This window comes from Xanthobacter sp. DMC12, from assembly GCF_056314105.1.
This window is the reverse complement of the sequence record NZ_JBQUYZ010000004.1, coordinates 465,474-482,159: the sequence shown is the minus strand read 5'-3', so window position 1 is coordinate 482,159 and position 16,686 is coordinate 465,474. Positions and strand designations below refer to the sequence as shown.

General features: G+C 68.6%; 15 protein-coding genes. 2 read left to right on the top strand and 13 right to left on the bottom strand.

The genetic code is table 11. From position 1 onward, the window contains the following. Positions 1-90: 90 nt before the first annotated feature. The 6 genes from pcaD to ACT535_RS17705 all read right to left on the bottom strand — a co-directional run bounded on the left by pcaD (position 91) and on the right by ACT535_RS17705 (position 4,669). Positions 91-888 (bottom strand): 3-oxoadipate enol-lactonase, encoded by a 798-nt coding sequence (pcaD, locus tag ACT535_RS17730; RefSeq protein WP_476365427.1) that lies wholly within the window; start codon positions 886-888, stop codon positions 91-93. Positions 889-907: 19 nt separating this feature from the next. Beyond that, positions 908-1,942, bottom strand: a complete 1,035-nt coding sequence (locus tag ACT535_RS17725; RefSeq protein WP_476365426.1) for a cyclase family protein — start codon at positions 1,940-1,942, stop codon at positions 908-910. 61 nt (positions 1,943-2,003) lie between these two features. Beyond that, positions 2,004-2,723, bottom strand: a complete 720-nt coding sequence (locus ACT535_RS17720) for an SDR family oxidoreductase (protein ID WP_476365425.1) — start codon at positions 2,721-2,723, stop codon at positions 2,004-2,006. Then, the gene (locus ACT535_RS17715) at positions 2,720-3,028 is read right to left on the bottom strand and encodes a YciI family protein (protein WP_168459298.1); all 309 of its coding nucleotides are present in this window, start codon (positions 3,026-3,028) and stop codon (positions 2,720-2,722) included. The genes ACT535_RS17720 and ACT535_RS17715 overlap by 4 nt, the downstream gene beginning before the upstream one ends. Positions 3,029-3,051: 23 nt before the next feature. Continuing rightward, a complete protein-coding gene (catC, locus tag ACT535_RS17710; RefSeq protein ID WP_024277638.1) occupies positions 3,052-3,327 on the bottom strand; it encodes a muconolactone Delta-isomerase in 276 nt (91 codons plus the stop codon). Positions 3,328-3,445: 118 nt separating this feature from the next. Next, on the bottom strand, positions 3,446-4,669 hold the full coding sequence (locus tag ACT535_RS17705) for an ABC transporter substrate-binding protein (protein WP_168459299.1): 1,224 nt from the start codon (positions 4,667-4,669) through the stop codon (positions 3,446-3,448). Between the two features lie 354 nt (positions 4,670-5,023). Here ACT535_RS17705 and ACT535_RS17700 point away from each other — a divergent pair, with 354 nt between their 5' ends. Both ACT535_RS17700 and ACT535_RS17695 read left to right on the top strand, forming a co-directional pair. Then, positions 5,024-6,040 carry a 3-hydroxyacyl-CoA dehydrogenase gene (locus ACT535_RS17700; RefSeq protein ID WP_168459300.1) on the top strand — a complete coding sequence of 339 codons (1,017 nt, stop codon included), beginning with the start codon at positions 5,024-5,026 and terminating at the stop codon, positions 6,038-6,040. Further along, on the top strand, positions 6,037-6,834 hold the full coding sequence (locus ACT535_RS17695; protein WP_168459301.1) for an IclR family transcriptional regulator: 798 nt from the start codon (positions 6,037-6,039) through the stop codon (positions 6,832-6,834). Before ACT535_RS17700 ends, ACT535_RS17695 begins: the two co-directional genes overlap by 4 nt. Positions 6,835-6,848: 14 nt before the next feature. On the opposite strand, the gene ACT535_RS17690 is transcribed toward ACT535_RS17695, so the two are convergent. The 7 genes from ACT535_RS17690 to ACT535_RS17660 form a co-directional block, all read right to left on the bottom strand. Next, positions 6,849-7,928 carry a helix-turn-helix transcriptional regulator gene (locus ACT535_RS17690; protein ID WP_476365424.1) on the bottom strand — a complete coding sequence of 360 codons (1,080 nt, stop codon included), beginning with the start codon at positions 7,926-7,928 and terminating at the stop codon, positions 6,849-6,851. 268 nt (positions 7,929-8,196) lie between these two features. Continuing rightward, on the bottom strand, positions 8,197-9,336 hold the full coding sequence (locus ACT535_RS17685; RefSeq protein ID WP_476365423.1) for an aminomethyl transferase family protein: 1,140 nt from the start codon (positions 9,334-9,336) through the stop codon (positions 8,197-8,199). Positions 9,337-9,356: 20 nt separating this feature from the next. After that, on the bottom strand, positions 9,357-11,072 hold the full coding sequence (locus ACT535_RS17680) for an APC family permease (protein WP_476365422.1): 1,716 nt from the start codon (positions 11,070-11,072) through the stop codon (positions 9,357-9,359). A gap of 187 nt (positions 11,073-11,259) precedes the next feature. Next, positions 11,260-12,231: an electron transfer flavoprotein subunit alpha/FixB family protein gene (locus ACT535_RS17675; protein WP_476365421.1), complete on the bottom strand. Its 972-nt coding sequence runs from the start codon at positions 12,229-12,231 to the stop codon at positions 11,260-11,262. Beyond that, positions 12,231-13,025 (bottom strand): electron transfer flavoprotein subunit beta/FixA family protein, encoded by a 795-nt coding sequence (locus tag ACT535_RS17670; protein ID WP_476365420.1) that lies wholly within the window; start codon positions 13,023-13,025, stop codon positions 12,231-12,233. The genes ACT535_RS17675 and ACT535_RS17670 overlap by 1 nt, the downstream gene beginning before the upstream one ends. Before the next feature lie 8 nt (positions 13,026-13,033). After that, the gene (locus ACT535_RS17665) at positions 13,034-14,419 is read right to left on the bottom strand and encodes a hypothetical protein (RefSeq protein ID WP_476365419.1); all 1,386 of its coding nucleotides are present in this window, start codon (positions 14,417-14,419) and stop codon (positions 13,034-13,036) included. Positions 14,420-14,440: 21 nt separating this feature from the next. Next, a complete protein-coding gene (locus ACT535_RS17660; RefSeq protein ID WP_476365418.1) occupies positions 14,441-16,603 on the bottom strand; it encodes a heterodisulfide reductase-related iron-sulfur binding cluster in 2,163 nt (720 codons plus the stop codon). Positions 16,604-16,686 lie beyond the last annotated feature (83 nt).

Sequence of the window (16,686 nt, the reverse complement as noted above, 5' to 3'; positions counted from 1 at the left end):
CTCTTCAGGGAATGCGGCAGCGACTGGTTTCCGGCTTGATATCCCTCCATGTCCTCGTGCCAAAATCACTCTCGAAAAATCAATGGCTTGTCATCCTGCCAGATGAGCGATCAGCAGGCGGGCGAGCGCGTCCGGCTGCTCCACGCAGGGGATGTGCGAGGCATCGCCGATCACCTCCAGGCGCGCGCCGGGTATCGCCGCTGCCATCGCCTCGGCCGAAGCGGGCGGAGTGGAGGGGTCCTTGTCACCCACCACGACCAGGGTCGGGGCGGAAATCCGGCCGGCGGAGGCGGTGAGATCGGCGTCGCGCACCGCCATGGCGCACCCCACATAGCCCTCGAGGGTGGTGCGGGCCACCATGTTGACATAGCCGCGGACGATGTGCGGCACGCGCTCGCGGAAGCCGTCCGTGAACCAGCGTGTCATGACGCCGGGGGCGATGGCGGGGAGGCCGTCGCGGCGGATGCCGACGAGGCGCTCGTTCCAGACAGAGGCGGGGCCGATCTGCATGGCGGTGTCGCACAGAACCAGCCGATCCACCCGCCCCGGCGCATGGGCCGCCAGATGCTGGGCCACCATGCCGCCGATGGAGAGGCCGCACACATGCGCCTTCTCGATGCCCAGTGCATCCAGCAGTCCCAACGCATCGCCGGCAAGGGCGGCGATGGAATAGCCGGTGTTCTCGTCGGGCAGCGGCGCGGCGTCGGAGAGGCCGTGGCCGCGCATGTCGTAGCGCAGCACGCGGAAGCGGGAGAGGAGCGCCGGCATTACGGCGTCCCACACCAGGAAGCTGGTGCCGAGCGAATTGGCGAGCAGCAGGACCGGCGCGCCCTCAGCCCCTTCGAGCGCGTAATGGGTGGTGCGGCCGTCGACGGCGATAAAGGGCATCCGGGTCTCCTGTGGAAGATCACACGGTGGCGATGGGGGTGACGGGCGAGCCCACGGCGCCGGGCAGGCGCAGCGGCGGGGCGGTGAGGAGGAAGCGATTGCGGCCGGCGGCGTGCAGATGGGCGGCGAGATCGGCGAGCCACCACAATTCGCCCAGCGGCACGCCGAGCCGGAACAGGCAGTGGTGGTGCAGCGGCATGGCCGCCTGCGTCGTGGCGGCGAGGCGCTTCGCCGGCAGATGCTCCACCGCATAATTGTCCGCGACGAGAGCGGCGATGCGGCTGTCCGAAATCCATTGCAGCAGGCGCGCGTCGCGGCCGTCGAGGGCGGCGCAGCTTTTGCTCAGGATCGCGCCGTCTGGGACGCCGTCCATCTCCATGACGACCTGCGTGAAGCCGGTGTAGAGGCAGAGCATGTCGCCCTCTTCCACCGTCACGCCCTGAGTGTCCATGGCTCGCATGAGGTCGTCGTAGCCGACGAGATGCCGTTCCCGGCCGAAGAGGGAAAGCAAATCCACCAGCACGCCGCGGCCCTGCACGCCGTGGACGGCGGCGTTGTGGATACCCAGACGGTGCGCGCCGGAGGCGATGCCCCTCGCCTCGGCGTCGCGCGGACCGACGATATCCGCGCCGGCACGGAAGCCGTTGTAGTAGACCGGCTCGGGTCGGCCTTCGCCGCTCACGTCGAACAGCGCTCCCACATGGGCGAAGCTGTCCCACTGGGTGGAATATTGCAGGCAGATCTCCACCTTGTCGTCGCTCACCACGTCCACAAGGCTCGCGTCCTCCGCGCAAAGCTGGGTGTTGAAGCGCGGCGCGTCCTCGGTACCGGTAGGCTTCAGCACGGGCGGCACGCGGCGCACGTTCAGCACGTTGCCGCCGGGCCGGTCGAGGGGCAGGCTGAGGCAGAAGGTGCGGCCCTCCTTCACCTCGGCAACCGCGGCGCGCACCTTTTCGGGGGTGATGAGGTTGAGACGGCCGAGCTCGTCGTCCGAGCCGAAATCGCCCCAGGTGGAGCCTTCCGGCCGGCGGGTCCAGCGGGGATTGGACGTCATGCTGTCTCCGTTTAGATGCAGCCCGCGCGGCGCCTGAGCGAAGACGCCGGAGCCGACGGACCTAGACTGCGCCTTTGCCCACCGTGATGCCGCCGCAGACCGGCAACGTCTGGCCGGTGATAAAGCCCGCGTCGTCCGAGAGGAAGAACGAAACCGCCTGCGCCACATCCTCCGGCGTGCCCATGCGGCCGACGGGGATGGCCTCCACGATGGCACGGGTGCGCGGCGCGTCGGGCGGGTTGGCGGCGGTGAACAGCGGCGTGGCGATGGGGCCCGGCGCGACCGCGTTCACAGTGATGCCGTCCCTGCCCAGTTCCAGCGCCCAGGTGCGGGTGGCGCCGATGAGCCCCGCCTTGCTGGCGGCATAGGCAGTGCGCAGCTCCTTGCCGTAGGCGGCGCGGCTCGACACATTGACGATACGCCCGAAGCGCGCCGCCCGCATCCCAGCGAGGAGCGCCTGCGTGGCCTGAATGGCGACGCCGAGATTGAGCCGCATGACCGCAGCGAAATCCTCGGCGCTGGTGTCATCGAGGCTTGCGGGCCGCACCATGCCCACATTGTTCACGAGGCGGGTGACGGGGCCGTGCGAGAGCGCTTCCGCGAGCGCTGAGGCGGTCGCGGCTTCATCCATCAGGTTGACGGACACGAAGCGGGCGTCGAGGTCGGCGGGGGGCGGCTCGCGGTCCAGCACCACCACGGCGCGACCGGCGGCCAATTCCTGCCGCGCCACCGCGAGGCCGATGCCGCTCGATCCGCCGGTGACGAGGGCGCGTGCGCTCATTTCGCCTCCGGCAGATAGCAGACGCCGTCCACATAGGCCTTGCGCCAGCGCTGGATCTGGACGCGCTCGAACAGGCCGGCGGTGAAGAAGGGGTCGGAGGCGATGAAGGCTTCCGCCTCCGCTCGCGTCTCCAGCGCCACCACATAGAGGCCGCCGCCGGCGGCATTGCCGTCGTCGTCCAGCTTGGCGCCGCAGGCGAGCAGCAGGTGCTTGTGCGCCTCGAGGAAGGCGAGGTGCGTGTCGCGCACCTGCGCGCGCAGGTCCAGCGTGCCGGGCTTGTCGAAGGTCTCGATCATGTAGGGCATGCGACTGTCCTTCGGGCGCGGCTTCAGATGGCGGAGGGGTGGCGCGCCAGCGGCGTCACCTTGATGTCCATGAAGGGGAAGAGCGGGAGCGAGGAGAGGAGCGTGTGCAGTTCGTCCACGCTCTCAACGTCGAAGATGGAGACGTTGGCGTAGCGCCCGGCGATGCGCCAGAGGTGCACCCACTTGCCCTGCCGCTGGAGATCCTGCGCATAGGCCTTTTCCGCTGCCTTGATGGCGTCGGCCTTCTCGGCCGGGAAGTCGTGGGGGATGTTCACCTGCATCTCGACATGGAACAGCATGGGCTTCGCCTTCTGAACTGCGCGGAGCTGAGGAAAGACCCCGGGCGCCCGCGCTGCAAGTGCGCGCAGGCGCCCGAGGGCGCGCCGGACCGGGAGGAGAGGCCGACGCGCGCGAGACTTACTTCTTCACCAGCGGGCAGGTGCTGTCGCTAAGCGGCTGGAAGGCTTCGTCGCCGGGGATCACGCGGACGATCTCGTAATAGTCCCATGGGCCCTTGGACTCCTTCGGGGACTTCACCTTGGCGAGATACATGTCGTGGACCATGCGGCCGTCGGGACGGATCTTGCCGTTCTTGGCGAACATGTCGTCGATGGGCAGCTCGCGCATCTTGGCGATCACCTTCTCGCCCTCGTCGGTGCCGGCGGCCTCGGCGGCCTTCAGATAGTGAAGCACCGAGGAATAGACGCCGGCATGCACCATGGTGGGCATCTTGCCGTTCATGCGCTGGGCGAAACGCTTGGAGAAGGCGCGGGTCTTGTCGTCCGTGTCCCAGTAGAAGCCGGTGGTCAGCACCATGCCCTGGGCGGCGTCCAGGCCCACCGAGTGGATGTCGGTGAGGAAAAGCAGCAGCGCCGCCAGCGTCTGGCCGCCCTGCGTGATGCCGAACTCGCGCGCCTGCTTGATGGTATTGATGGTGTCCGACCCGGCGTTGGCCATGGCGATGATCTTGGCGCCGGAGGCCTGCGCCTGGAGCAGGTAGGACGACACGTCGGAGGAGCCGAAGGGATGGGCCACCGAGCCCTTCACCGTGCCGCCCTTCTCCTTCACGATCTTGGCCACCTGGTTCTCCAGGTCGTGGCCGAAGGTGTAGTCGGCGGTGATGAAGTACCAGGTCTTGAAGCCCTCGCTCACCAGCGCGTTGCCGGTGCCGGCGGCCAGCGAATAGACGTCATAGGTCCAGTGCAGGCCGGTAGGCGAGCAGGCCTTGTTGGTCAGCGACATGGATGCCGCGCCGGAATTGATGTCGACCTTGCCCTTCTCCTTGGCCACCTCGCGCACGGCGAGCGCCGCCACGGAGCCGTTGATGTCGAAGATGGCGTCCACGTCCTGCGTGTCATACCACTTGCGGGCGGTGGCGGAGGCGATGTCCGCCTTGTTCTGGTGGTCGGCGGAGACCAGTTCCACCGGCTTGCCGTTGATGGGCTTGCCGAAGTCCTCGATGGCCATCTTCGCAGCTTCCACCGAGCCCGAGCCGGCGAGGTCGGAATAGGCGCCGGACATGTCGGTGAGCACGCCGATCTTCACGCCGCCGCCGGCATACTGGGCGGCCACGGGGCCCACCATCATGGCGCTGGCGAGAAGCGCGGCAGCGAAGGGCACCGCGAGGGCCTTGGTCTTCATGTTTCCTCCTGAGGACTGAAATCAGGCGACGGACAGGACCGCCGGTCAGGGCGTCGGGGGTGGGCGCGGCATCGCGAAAGAGGACTTTCGCGACGGCGATCATCTGAGTTGAGTTTGTGCGTATCGCGCACATTTTGTGCGTAATTTGGTACGGCCCCGCCACCTCTGCCGTCAAGCAGATTAAATGCTGCACCTGCGAACAAGAGCCCGCGATCGAACAGTTTCGCCGATGCCACGGGGCTCGGTACCGGACCGCCTGACCGCGATCGCAGCCGCCGGAAACTAGCGGCTTGTCTTTCAAAATTGTTCGCATTACGAACTAATGATGTCAGTTACGCACAAATCGAGGCCCGTATGAGCGAAGGCCGGAGCGGTCCCGTCACCCTGGTCGGCGGTGGCAGCATGGGGGTGGGCTGGGCCATCGTCTTCGCCCGGGCGGGGATCGAGGTGCGGGTGCACGACGCCTCGGCGGACGTGCGCCGAGGGGTTCTGCCTGCGGTGGCCGAGCGCCTTGCGGCACTCGCGGCCCACGGTCTGCTCGACGCTGCCCCGCGGGAGGTGATGGCCCGGGTGCGCGTGGTCGATACCCTGGCTGACGCCCTCGACGGCGCCGTTCATGTTCAGGAGAGCGTGCCCGAGCGGCTCGACCTCAAGATGGAGCTGTTTCGCGCGATGGACGAGATGGCGCCCCCCGATGCGGTGCTGGCCAGCTCGACCTCCTCGCTGCCGGCCTCCGAGTTCGCGGACGGCCTGCCGGGGCAGGCGCGCTGCCTCGTGGCGCACCCGGCCAATCCGCCCCATCTTCTTCCCATCGTGGAGATCGTGCCCGCTCCCTTCACCGATCCCGCCGCTGCGGAGCGCACCCGCGCCCTCATGGCGCGCGCCGGGCAGGTGCCGGTGGTGCTGAAGCGCGAGGTGAACGGCTTCATCTACAACCGCTTGCAGGGCGCCGTGCTGCGCGAGGCCTACTGGATGCTGGAACAGGGCATCGCCGACGTGGCCGATATCGACCGGGTGATGACCTCTGGCCTCGGTCTGCGCTGGTCCATCGTCGGGCCGTTCGAGACGTCGGATCTCAATTATCGCGGCGGACTTGCCGAACATGCCCAGCGCATGGGCGAGCGCTACCGGCAGATGGGGGCGGAGCGCGGCCAGCCGGAAGGGTGGAGCGATGCCCTCGTCGCCCGCGCCACGGCCGAGCGCCGGGCGCTGCTGCCGCTGGAGGACTGGGAGGCCCGCGTCGCGTGGCGGGACGAGCGCCTGATGGCAGCCCGCGCCGCCGAGAATAGGGCGGCTGGGCAGGCGCAGGATGCCCCCTATAATGCACCGGATGGATCGACCGCTGACGGCGGTTCGCGGGAGGGGGCATGACGACGGGCGAGGTGCTGGAGCGCGCCGGGGCGGCGGGCGAGGACAAGGACTATGTCCAGTCCCTCGTGCGCGGCCTTGAGGTGATCCGCGCGTTCAGCCAGTACAAGCCCCGCATGACGCTCAGCGAGGTGGCCCAGCATACCGGCCTGACCCGCGCCGCCGCCCGCCGCTTCCTGCTCACTTTGGTGCGCGAGGGCTATGCGGAGACGGATGGAAAGCTCTTCGCGCTCCGCCCCAAGGTGCTGGAGCTGGGCTTCGCCTATCTCTCGTCCCTCCCGATGTGGGAGGTGGCGCAGCCGGTCATGCGCGACGTGGTGAACACGCTGCAGGAATCCTGCTCCCTGTCAGTGCTGGACGGGGACGACATCGTTTATGTGGCCCGCGTGCCCACGGCGCGGGTGATGACCATCGGCCTGTCCATCGGCTCGCGCCTGCCGGCCTTTTGCAGCTCCATGGGCCGGGTTTTGCTCGCCGGTCTGCCTCCGGCCGAGCTCGCGGTGGTCTACGACCGGGTGAGGATCGAGAAGCGCACGCCTCGCACGGTCGCCACCATGGTGGCCCTGAAGGAGGCCGTGGAGAACGCGCGCCGGCAGGGCTGGGCGCTGGTGGACCAGGAGCTGGAACTCGGCCTGCGCTCCATCGCCGTGCCCGTGCGCAACCGGCGCGGCGAGGTGCTGGCGGCGCTCAACGTCTCCACCCATGAAGGCCGATCCTCCATCGAGGCCATGCGAACGCAGTTCCTGCCGGTGCTGCTCGACGCCGCCCAGCGCATCTCCGCCGCTCTGCCGCAATAGACAGCTTCGGTGCATCAGCGCGCCCCGATGGACTGCATGACGTGCTTGACCAGAGCGCGCTCGGAGCCGACGCCGGTCTTGCGATACATGCGCAGGCGGCAGTTCTTGATGGTGCCCTTGCTGAGGCTGAGCTTCTGGGCGATCTCGCCGGTGGTCTGGCCGTTCATCAGCAGCAGCAGAATCTCGCGCTCGCGCGGCGTGAAGATGCCGAGGGCGTCCTCCAGCAGGCGGTCGGGATCATCCTCCATCCCACGCTGCGGCGCATCGAGCACATACATGCGCCCGCCCGGCGCGAGCGGAAAATCGCGGTCGAAGACTTCCACCTTCACGGTCAGCGGGCCCGAGGCATGGACCGTCCCGGCCGGGGCCACGCGCAGGACCTCCACCGCATCGGCGAGGGCGGGCGCGCGCCGGGCGGCGTCACGCCAGGCGTCATTGGCGAAGACATCCACGCCGAAGCGGTCCTCGATAAGGGTGGGGCGGGTGATGAAGCCCTCCACCTGCGTCCCGCGCGGGTTGCGCAGGTCGTTGAACAGGGCACCGAGGTGGGAGCGGTGGAAGCCCTCCAGCATGGGGAAGATCAAGCGTGCGCGCTCGATGTCCTTTTGCGAGAAGCGCCCCGTCTCCCGCTCCAGAAACAGGCCGAAGCAGCAATGGCCGACGGTCGAGAAGAACATGCCCAGCTCGTCGGAGATGCTGGCGAGCGTCTGGAACACCTTATGGTACATGTCCCATGACTGCCCCGGGGAGCCCACGTCGTTCAACATCAGCACGCCGGGACTGCCGTTCTTTCTCCAGTATTCGGAGAACGGGTCCACCGACGAATAGAGGTTGCTGTAGTAGGCGACCACGTCGCTCGCCACGTCCTTGGTGTAGAGCACATCCGGCGGCGCCACGCGCGAATAGCGGATGATCCAGCAGGCATCGTGGTTGATGGCGGCACCGGCGAGTTCCACCAGCTCCCGGTGGAAGCGGTCCGAGCCGATCGAGCGGGCCACATCGCCCACGCGCGCAAACCATTCCGGACTGTTCAGGCGCACGGCGCTGTAGCGGGCAGGCTGGGCAGCGGGCCGGGGTTGATCGGCGTCGACCATCGCAACATGCCCCAACGGATTCGCCAATCGCGACATTCTTGTTGCGGCGAATAAAGCCGAAGCACCGGCGCTTGGCAATTCTTCGGACGGCGCGGATGGACCATGGGACGCTCGCTTGAAAAATGGGGCCGGCCGAAGCCGGCCCCAAGGAGAAGTGCCGGAGAGCGCGATTGGGACGGAACGCTCTCCGGCGGCGCCCAGGGGGGAAGCTCCTCGGAGGAAGCCCGGAGAGAGCCCTGGGGCACGACGGCCTGAGGTGGCTAAGGTTTCAGGCCGTGCGTTCTTCAAGCGGGTGGGTGCGCAGGCGCAGCGGATCGTAGAAGGGCGTCTTCACCACCCGGGCCGCAAACGTCCCGTCGGCCCCGCGCACCTCCAGTTCGGTGCCGCAGGCGGCGAGGTCCGGCGCCACGTGGGCGAGGGCGAGGGAGCGCATGAGGTAGCGGCTGTAGGCGGTGGAGTTCAGAAGGCCTACTTCCTTGCCGTCGAGGAACAGCTTGGCGCCCGGCTCGACGGCATCGTGGTGGTCGATCTCCACCCCCACCTGCGCCACCCGCTCCTGGCCCTTGCGGCGCACCAGCGCGTCGCGGCCGCGGAAGGCGGGCTTGGACAGGTCCACCGTCCAGCCGAGACCGACTTCCCAAGGCGTCGTGTCGCCCTGCGGCATGTCATAGGGGAAGAACAGGAGGCCGCCTTCCACCCGTACCACGTCGAGGCAGGACCAGGACACGGGCATGGCGCCGAACGGCTGTCCCGCAGCGAGGATGGCGTCCCACAGCGCGACAGCATCCGCCGCCGCGCAGAACACCTCATAGCCCCGCTCACCCGAGTATCCGCCGCGGGCGATGGAGACGGGGCGTCCGAACAGCGTCGTGCGCTGGTGCCCGAAATAGGGCAGGGTCTCCAGCGCGAACGGCGTATGCGCGTCGAGAATGTCCAGCGCCTTCGGCCCCTGCAGGGACATGATGTGGACGTCGTTGTCCTTGGTGAAGGTCACGTCCCGGCCTGCCGCGATGCCGGGCAGGATGTCCTCCAGCGAGCCACCGCCGTGGGAGATGCGATAGGCGTTCGGCCCATCGCAATAGATCAGCACGTCGTCGATGAGCGAGCCGTTCTCGTCCACCACGCTGGTGAGCGAGGAGCCGCCGGGCACGATCTTGGAGATGTCCGAGGTGCACGTCTCGTTCAGAACGGCGAGCGCTTCCGGACCCGCCACGTCGATGATGCGCAGCGCGGAGACGTCGAACAGGCCGGCCGCGGTGCGCACCGCGATGACCTCGTCATAGGTGTCGGTGGCGTAGTTCTGCGGCACCGGCATGTCGTTCCAGGAGGCCTCGAAGGCGGTGCCGAGCGCGCGGTGGCGGTCGGACAGCGCCGAGTGGCGAGAGAAGGCGGAAAGTCCCTGTGTCATCCTGCAATGTTCCTTGCGGATCAGAGGTGGAAGAAGAGGTCGGAGAGGATCACCACCCCGATGCCGGCGATGAGGGCGAGATAGGGCAGGATGCCGGCGCGCTTCTGGGTCTTCGTCCCGTCGCCGACCTGCAAATCCTCGAAGGTCTCATGCGGGAACTTGCCGCCGTCCTGCACATAGTGCCGGAAGATGAAGACCGGGATGATGAGTGCCGCTGTAATCAGCCCCGCCCACAGCGCCACCGGATTCCACACCTTGGCGCCTGCGCCCATGAAGACCGCATTGGCGAAGGCGAAGACGGTGCCGAGCACGATGAGGATGGTGGGGGCCTTGTAGGGCCGTGCCACGTGGCCGGAATCGATGCGGTGGATCCAGCCCGAGTTGAGGTTCAGGAAGTTGAAGATGATGTAGCCGACATTGGCGACCGCCAGCACGAAGAAGAAGCTGGTGGCATCGGCGCAGGCGATGGCGAGCAGCACGAGGTTGAACCACAGGTCCGTCCACATGGCCCGCGTCGGCGCGCCGTGCTCGTTCACATGGTCGAGGAAGCGCGGCAGCCAGCCATCCACGGCGCCCTGGTAGAGGGTGCGCGAGGAGCCCGCCATGGCCGTCATGATGGACAGCATCAAAGCGAGGATCATGAGCATCACGAGGGCGCTCTCGACGATCTTGCCGCCGCCCACCATGTGTGCCAGCGCCTGGGCGACGCCCGAGCCGTCCACGATGGCCGGGTCCAGCATTCCGGTCAGTCCCAGCGCGCCCTGGAAGGTGAAGGGCACGAGGATGAACAGCGCGAGGCACAGGAGGCCCGAGTAGAAGATGGCCTTGAAGGTGTCCTTCTCGGGATTGCGGAACTCGCTCGTGTAGCAGACGGCGGTCTCGAAGCCGTAGGTGGACCAGGCGGCGATGAACAGGCCGCCGAGCACCAGCGTCCAGCCCGGAATGTTCCAGCTGCCGGGATCAGCCGCGCCGGCGGCGGCCAGCGGCACCAGCGGCGAGAAATTCCCCCAGTCCACCTTGCCGGTGAGGATCGGCACGAGGCCGACGATGACCATGGGAATGATGACCGAGAGGCCGATCCACTTCTGCACGCTGGCGGTGCCCATGATGCCCCGGTGCTGGATGGCGAACACCACCAGCATCAGCGTCGCGCCCACGAAGAAGGAGGCGTTGAGCGAGAAGGAGACGGGGCCGATGGCGTGGGAGAACAGCGTCCAGTCGCGCACGGCCGGCGTCAGCGCGGCGACGGCCGCGGCGGCCTTCTCGGCATCGGTGCCGGTGAGGGTGGTGGCATGGGCGGCGATCCACTGCGCCACCTCCGCGCTGTTCACCGCCGGGATGGGGGCGAAGGCGTTGAGGATGTAGGCGGCGGCGATGGTGCAGCCGAGCGAGAGCACCGGGCTCCAGGCGAACCAGTTGCACCACACCGAGAGCGGCGCCACCAGCTTCACGTAGCGCACCCATGCGGCCGCGCCATAGATGGAGGCGCCGCCCGACTTGTTCGGGAACAGGCCGGCGATCTCGGCATAGATGAAGGACTGGATGAAGCCCATGCCGATGGAGATGGCCCAGACGAGGAAGGAGAGCGTGCCGGTGGTGCCGGCGATGCCGCCGATGGAGAAGAGCACGAGCGCGGGCACGCCGCTCGCCACCCAGAAGGCTCCGGTCCAGCTGATGGAGCGGTGCAGTTTCCCGTCACCCTCCGTTGTCGCGTGAATGTTGGTTATCGTCGTCACGGTGTCCTCCCTTGCCCGGTGCTTCGGGGCGACGGCGCGCGTGCCCGGCCCGGATTGTGTTGTCGTCACCCTTGCTGCGCTTCCGTCGAAATCGGTGCGCGCTTGTCTTGCCTCTGGACGCGATCGACTGGCCCGGATGCCGGGACCGATTTGGCGCTCGGTCCCGGCCCGGATTTTCAGCTGGGCTCTACTGGATGCCCTTCTGCTTCCGCAGCTCCTCCGCGATCTCCAGCATGTCGCCGACGATGCCGTAGCGGGCGATGGTGAAGATGGAGGCCTCGGGGTCCTTGTTGATCGCCACGATGTTCTCCACGTGCTTCATGCCCCACTGGTGCTGCACCGAGCCGGAGATGCCCATGGCGATGTAGAGGTTGCACTTGGCCGCCAACTGGCCGGACTGGCCCACCTGCCGCGCCTTGGGCAGCCAGCCGTTGTCGGCGATGGGCCGCGAGCAGCCGAGCGTCGCGCCGAGGCCGTCCGCCAGTTCCAGGAACTGCGCCACGTTCGCCTCGTCCCCGACCCCGCGGCCGATGGAGAGGATGAAGGGCGAGCCGGGAATGTCGATGCCGCCGGTTGCCGGCGGATCGCGCCAGTCGAGGTGCTTGCTGCGGGCCTTTCCGTCGCCGACATCAAGGGCGGATACGGTCGGGCTGGCGGGCGCCGTTTCCGGCGCGAAGGCGCCGCCCCGCAGGGTGAGGAGCACGCCGGTGCGGCCGGGAAAGTCGATCTCCACGAAGACCTTCTCGTTGTATCCGGCGCGCGTCGCGACTACCTCGCCGCCCTCCACCGCGACGCCGAACACGTCGGTGGCGAAGCCGAGGCCTTCGCCGATGGCGACGGCGGGCGCGAGGGAGAAGCTGTCCACGCCGTGGGGCATCAGCACCAGCGCGGGCGATCGCTGGGCGATCACGCTGCGCAGGACGGCCTCGTAGACGTGCGGCTCGTAGGTCGCCGCATCGGGGCGGGTGACGGTGACGACCTCGTCCACCGCGCCGACGCTGACCGCCTTGGCGAGCGGGGCGGGATCGGCCGCGATGATGAGGACCACGACGGGGCCGCCGAGGGCCGCCTTGAGCGTGCCGGCGGCGCCGATGGCCTCCAGCGTGGCGTCGCGCAGGATGCCGCGCCGGTGCTCGGCCAGGATGAGAATGCCGGACATCAGCCGTTCACCTCCGAAATGATCTCAAGAAGACGGGCCACCTGCTGGGAGGGCGTGCCCGCGATGATCTCGCCGCGCCCGCGCTCGGGCACGAAGACGCGCCGCACCCGGCTCAATGCGCCGGCGCCGCCGATCTCGGCATCGGCAAGGCCGATGTCATGGGGCGTCAGGCACTCGATGGGCTTGGCGTTGGCCTGCTTGATGGAGCGCAGGGAGGCATAGCGCGGCGTGTTGATGCCGAGCTGGATGGTGAGCACCGCGGGCGTCTCCACCTCAAGGCGCTCCACCAGCCCGCCTTCCAGCTCCCGCTCTACCTGCGCGGTGGAGCCGCCGGGGGTGAAGTCGAGCTTTGAGACCACTGCCGTGCGCGCCCAGCCGAGCAGTGCCGCGACCGACATGCCGGTCTGGGCGTGGCCCTGGTCGGCGGATTGCGCGCCGCACAGCACGAGGCCGGGCTCCTCGTTCTCCGCCACCTTGGCGATCACGCGGGCGATGGCCACGCGATCCGCCTCTTCGAGGCCGGCATCGTCCACGCGGATGGCGCGGTCGGCGCCCTTGGCGAGGGCCTTGCGCAGCACGTCGTCGGCATCGTCGGGGCCGATGGTCAGCACCACCACCTCCACCGACCCCTCGGGCGCGGATTCCTTGATCTGGACGGCCGCCTCCAGCGCATATTCGTCGAATTCGTTGAGGTCGAACTCGCAGAAATCGGGATCGACGTCGCGGCCATCGTCCTTGAGCTCGAACTCGTCGTCGAGCGAGGCGACGCGTTTCACCGGCACGAGTATCTTCATGGGTGTCCTCACGGCTGTGGGAAGGTTTCGAGGGGCCTGCGTGCGGCGCGCGTGGCGGCCGCTGCGTGGGTGACGGCGCGCTTGCCCACCGCGAAGCGCACCTGCGGCGCGTCGTCGTCGGCTGAGCCCCAGGCATCCGCCACCGGAAGGTTCGGGTGGCGGACGGCAAAAGCGCGGTTGAGGGGATAGGGATCGTCCAGCAGCAGGCGCAGGGCGGCTGCCGGGGCATCGGGATTGAGCGCCACCGCGCGCCGCACGTCCGCCTGCCCATGCCGGGCGAGGCGGCGGAGCACAGGCTCCCGCGCCTGCGGGTTGCGGGCGACGGCGGAGGCGACATCCTCCCCGTCTTCCTGTTCAAGCGCGCGCAAGGCCTCGGCCGGAAGGTCGGGGCGGCAGGCCACGGCGGCGCGCACCCATTCGTCGCCATCGCGGGCGAGGGTGGCGAGCACATCGGCCGGGCAGGCCGGATTGCGGCCGGCGGCATGGCGCACCCGCGCCTCCGCATCGCCGCCCAGCCGTTGGATGAGAGCCGCAGGCAAAGCCGGATTGCGGGCGAGCCAGACGCGCACCCACGCATCGCCGTCACGAGAAAGGGCGTCCGCCAGATCCTCCGGCACCGCCACATGGCGCGCCTGAGCGCGGCGCACCCGGACGTCGCCGTCATCGGTCAAGGCGACTTCCTGGCCTTCCGCATGAAGGCGCAGGGCCTGCGCGCGGACGGCCGGATCGCTGTCGCCCATCAGCGCCTGGCGCAGGCTCGGCGGCAGCACGGGATTGGATGCCGCCCGGCGGCGGATGGCGGCATCGGCATCGACGCAGGCATCTGCCACCTGCGTGAGCGGGCAATGGGGGTGCGCCACCGCCTCGGTGCGCACCACGGCATCGCCGCCCGCGAGCAAGGTGCGCAGCAGGTCCGCGTCCGCCTGCGGGTGGCGGGCGAGGGCGGCGCGCTCCCCGGCGTCCGCGTGGTCCAGCAAGGCATGGAGCGCGAGGGCCGGCGTTCCGGCATTGCGCAGCAGCGCGGCGCGCACCGTCGCGTCCGCGTTCATGGCGAGGCCGATGAGCGCCACCGCCGGCGTGTGGGCATGGGCGGCGAGGGCTGCGCGGGTCGCCGCATCGTCCATCTGCCGCGCGATGCGCAGCAGCGTCGCGCCTGATGTGGCCGGGTTGCGCACGATGCGCTGGAGGATGGCGGGCCGGTCCTCGCCGGCGAGCAGGGCGAGGAAGGCCGGCGGCGCGAAGGGTAGCGCGGCGAACACCAGCTTCAGCCGCGCATTGGAGAGGAGCAGTCGCGCCAGCGCCGCCTGCGCCCACTCCGCGCCCTCCGCCCCGTAGGCCGGCAGTGCCAGATAGGCGTCGCCCCGGGCGATCAGCGCACCCGTCAGCGCACTCATATTGGCGGGCGCGCCCATCGCTCAGCCGACCTCTGCGGGGGCGGGAAGGACGGCGGGCTCCTCGGGCTCCAGCGCCTCGGCGAGCAGCTCGGTCAGCTCCAGCACCCGGAAGTTACGCTCGTTGCCGGTGGTCTTCACCGCGTCCTCGAGCATGGTCATGCACTTGGGGCAATTGACCACCAGAGCGTCGAGGCCATGGATCTCGGCGGCTTCCCGCGCGCGGATCTCGCCCACCTTGCTGGTGCCGGGCGGATCGGGCACCCACACCCGGCCGCCGCCACCGCCGCAGCAGAAGGAATTGTCCCGGCTCTTGCCCATCTCCACCAGCTTCACGCCTGTGGCGGCGAGCACGTCGCGCGGGGCGTCATAGCCCTTGTTCAGGCGGCCCAGGTGGCAGGGGTCGTGATAGGTGACGGTGAAGTCCAGCTTGCGGGCGGGGGTGATGCGCCCGTCCGCCATCAGCTCCTTCAGGAAGGCGCTGGCGTGGCTGACGTCATAGGTGCCGCCGAGGTCGGGATATTCGTTCTTCAGCGTGTTGAAGGAATGCGGATCGGTCGTGACGATGCGGTTGAAGCTGCAATCGCCAAGCGTCGAGATGTTGCCTTCGGCAAGCTGCTGGAACAGGCCCTCCTCGCCCACGCGGCGCACGTCGTTTCCGGCCGTGGTCTCGCCCTCGTAGAGGATGCCGAAGTCGATACCAGCGGAATGCAGGATGCGGGCGAAGGCGCGGCTGACCTTCTGGTTGCGCGGGTCGAAGCTCGCATAGTCGCCCACGAACCAGAGCACATCCACGGGCTCCTTGCGCGCGTCCTTGATCTTGAACGGCAGGTCCTTGGTCCAGTTGGGGCGCTTGCGGCGGCTTTCGTTGAAACAGTTGCCGGTCTTGTTCACCGCTCCCAGCGTGCGCTGGAGGGCCGGGTCCATCTCGCCTTCATCCACCAGCGTGCGGCGGAGCATGTTGATGAGCGGCACGTGCTCCACCCCCACCGGGCAGATTTCCGTGCAGGCACCGCACTGGCGGCAGGACCACAGGGTGTCGGGCCGATATTCGCCGGTGGCGAGGCCGATGAGGGGTGTGGCGCAGCCGGCGGCGCGGGGCTTCGGCAGCACCTCGCCGAGATGGGTGTTGGCCTGCTCGCGGAGTGTCAGAACCACGTCGCGCGGGGAGAGCGGATAGCCGGCGGCGCGCGCCGGGCAGGCCTCGTGGCAGCGGCCGCATTTGGTGCAGGCGTCCGCCTGGACGAGGTAGCGGCTCGCGACGTCGCCCAGCTCGCGATAGCCGATGCGGTCGGCGTCCAGATCGCCCAGCGGCAGATGGCGGATGGCCTCGGGATTGCGCAGCAGCCAGGAGGCGGCGGCGGTGAAGATGTGCTTCGCCTTGGTGTAGGGGATGAGGGCGATGAAAGTGAGCGCCAGCACGCCGTGCAGCCACCACAGCCCCATGCGCAGCGCCCCCGCGCCGGTGCTGGTGAAGCCCACCGCCTTCAGGCCCGCGGCGATGGACGCGCCCACGGGGGCCCACCAGCGCGTGTCCCACACCGCCGGATCGTTCTGGAGCCACACCATGCGGGCGCCGGAGAGCAGGAAGCCGGTGATGCCGATGAGCAGCAGCGTCCACAGGAAGGCCCAGTCCTCGATGCGGTAGCGCTCGCGGGAGAAGTCCGCATCCTGCGGCGTGCGGTCGGGCCGCGCATAATCGAGCTTCGGCGGCTTCAGCCAGCCGCGCCGCCACATCATGTAGAGGAGGCCGCAGATAAAGCCGGTGCCGGCGAGCGTCATCGTGAGCTTGAACAGCAGGTAAAAGTGGCCGTGCCAGAATTCGAGGCCGATGAGCGGGCCGAGAATGTCTTCCTGCAGGGTGATGGTGGCGGTGCCGATGAACAGCAGCGCGAAGCCGTAGAAGATGAAGGCATGGAGCCGCCCGGCCGCGGTGTCGCGCCGGCGCAGCGTGCGATGGGAGGCGATGGTCTTCGCCGTGTCGATGAGCCTGCGGCCGATGTCGCCCCAGGCGAGGCGCGCACCCCGGCGTCCGGCGCGATACTTGTGAACCTGGGCATAGACGCCCCAGGCGAACGCCGCCATGCAGCCGATGGCATAGACATAGAAGATCGCGAGCATCCAGGGCGAGAAGTCCTGGAACAGGATGCGCGTGACCTTGGACGGATCGATGCCGCTCGGAATCATGTGCTGCTCGCCCTCTGATTTTGTTCTTGATTGCGCTCTTGCAAATGCCCGGACCGGCCGAGGGATTGGACCCCGGCGACGGC

Bases quoted from the DNA above. Each gene is read 5' to 3' on its own strand.
- ACT535_RS17675 (WP_476365421.1), bottom strand. From the start codon at position 12,231: ATGTCCGGCATTCTCATCCTGGCCGAGCACCGGCGCGGCATCCTGCGC.
- ACT535_RS17700 (WP_168459300.1), top strand. From the start codon at position 5,024: ATGAGCGAAGGCCGGAGCGGTCCCGTCACCCTGGTCGGCGGTGGCAGC.
- ACT535_RS17660 (WP_476365418.1), bottom strand. From the start codon at position 16,603: ATGATTCCGAGCGGCATCGATCCGTCCAAGGTCACGCGCATCCTGTTC.
- ACT535_RS17725 (WP_476365426.1), bottom strand. From the start codon at position 1,942: ATGACGTCCAATCCCCGCTGGACCCGCCGGCCGGAAGGCTCCACCTGG.
- catC (WP_024277638.1), bottom strand. From the start codon at position 3,327: ATGCTGTTCCATGTCGAGATGCAGGTGAACATCCCCCACGACTTCCCG.
- ACT535_RS17665 (WP_476365419.1), bottom strand. From the start codon at position 14,419: ATGAGTGCGCTGACGGGTGCGCTGATCGCCCGGGGCGACGCCTATCTG.
- ACT535_RS17715 (WP_168459298.1), bottom strand. From the start codon at position 3,028: ATGCCCTACATGATCGAGACCTTCGACAAGCCCGGCACGCTGGACCTG.
- ACT535_RS17685 (WP_476365423.1), bottom strand. From the start codon at position 9,336: ATGACACAGGGACTTTCCGCCTTCTCTCGCCACTCGGCGCTGTCCGAC.
- ACT535_RS17695 (WP_168459301.1), top strand. From the start codon at position 6,037: ATGACGACGGGCGAGGTGCTGGAGCGCGCCGGGGCGGCGGGCGAGGAC.
- ACT535_RS17690 (WP_476365424.1), bottom strand. From the start codon at position 7,928: ATGGTCGACGCCGATCAACCCCGGCCCGCTGCCCAGCCTGCCCGCTAC.
- pcaD (WP_476365427.1), bottom strand. From the start codon at position 888: ATGCCCTTTATCGCCGTCGACGGCCGCACCACCCATTACGCGCTCGAA.
- ACT535_RS17670 (WP_476365420.1), bottom strand. From the start codon at position 13,025: ATGAAGATACTCGTGCCGGTGAAACGCGTCGCCTCGCTCGACGACGAG.
- ACT535_RS17720 (WP_476365425.1), bottom strand. From the start codon at position 2,723: ATGAGCGCACGCGCCCTCGTCACCGGCGGATCGAGCGGCATCGGCCTC.
- ACT535_RS17705 (WP_168459299.1), bottom strand. From the start codon at position 4,669: ATGAAGACCAAGGCCCTCGCGGTGCCCTTCGCTGCCGCGCTTCTCGCC.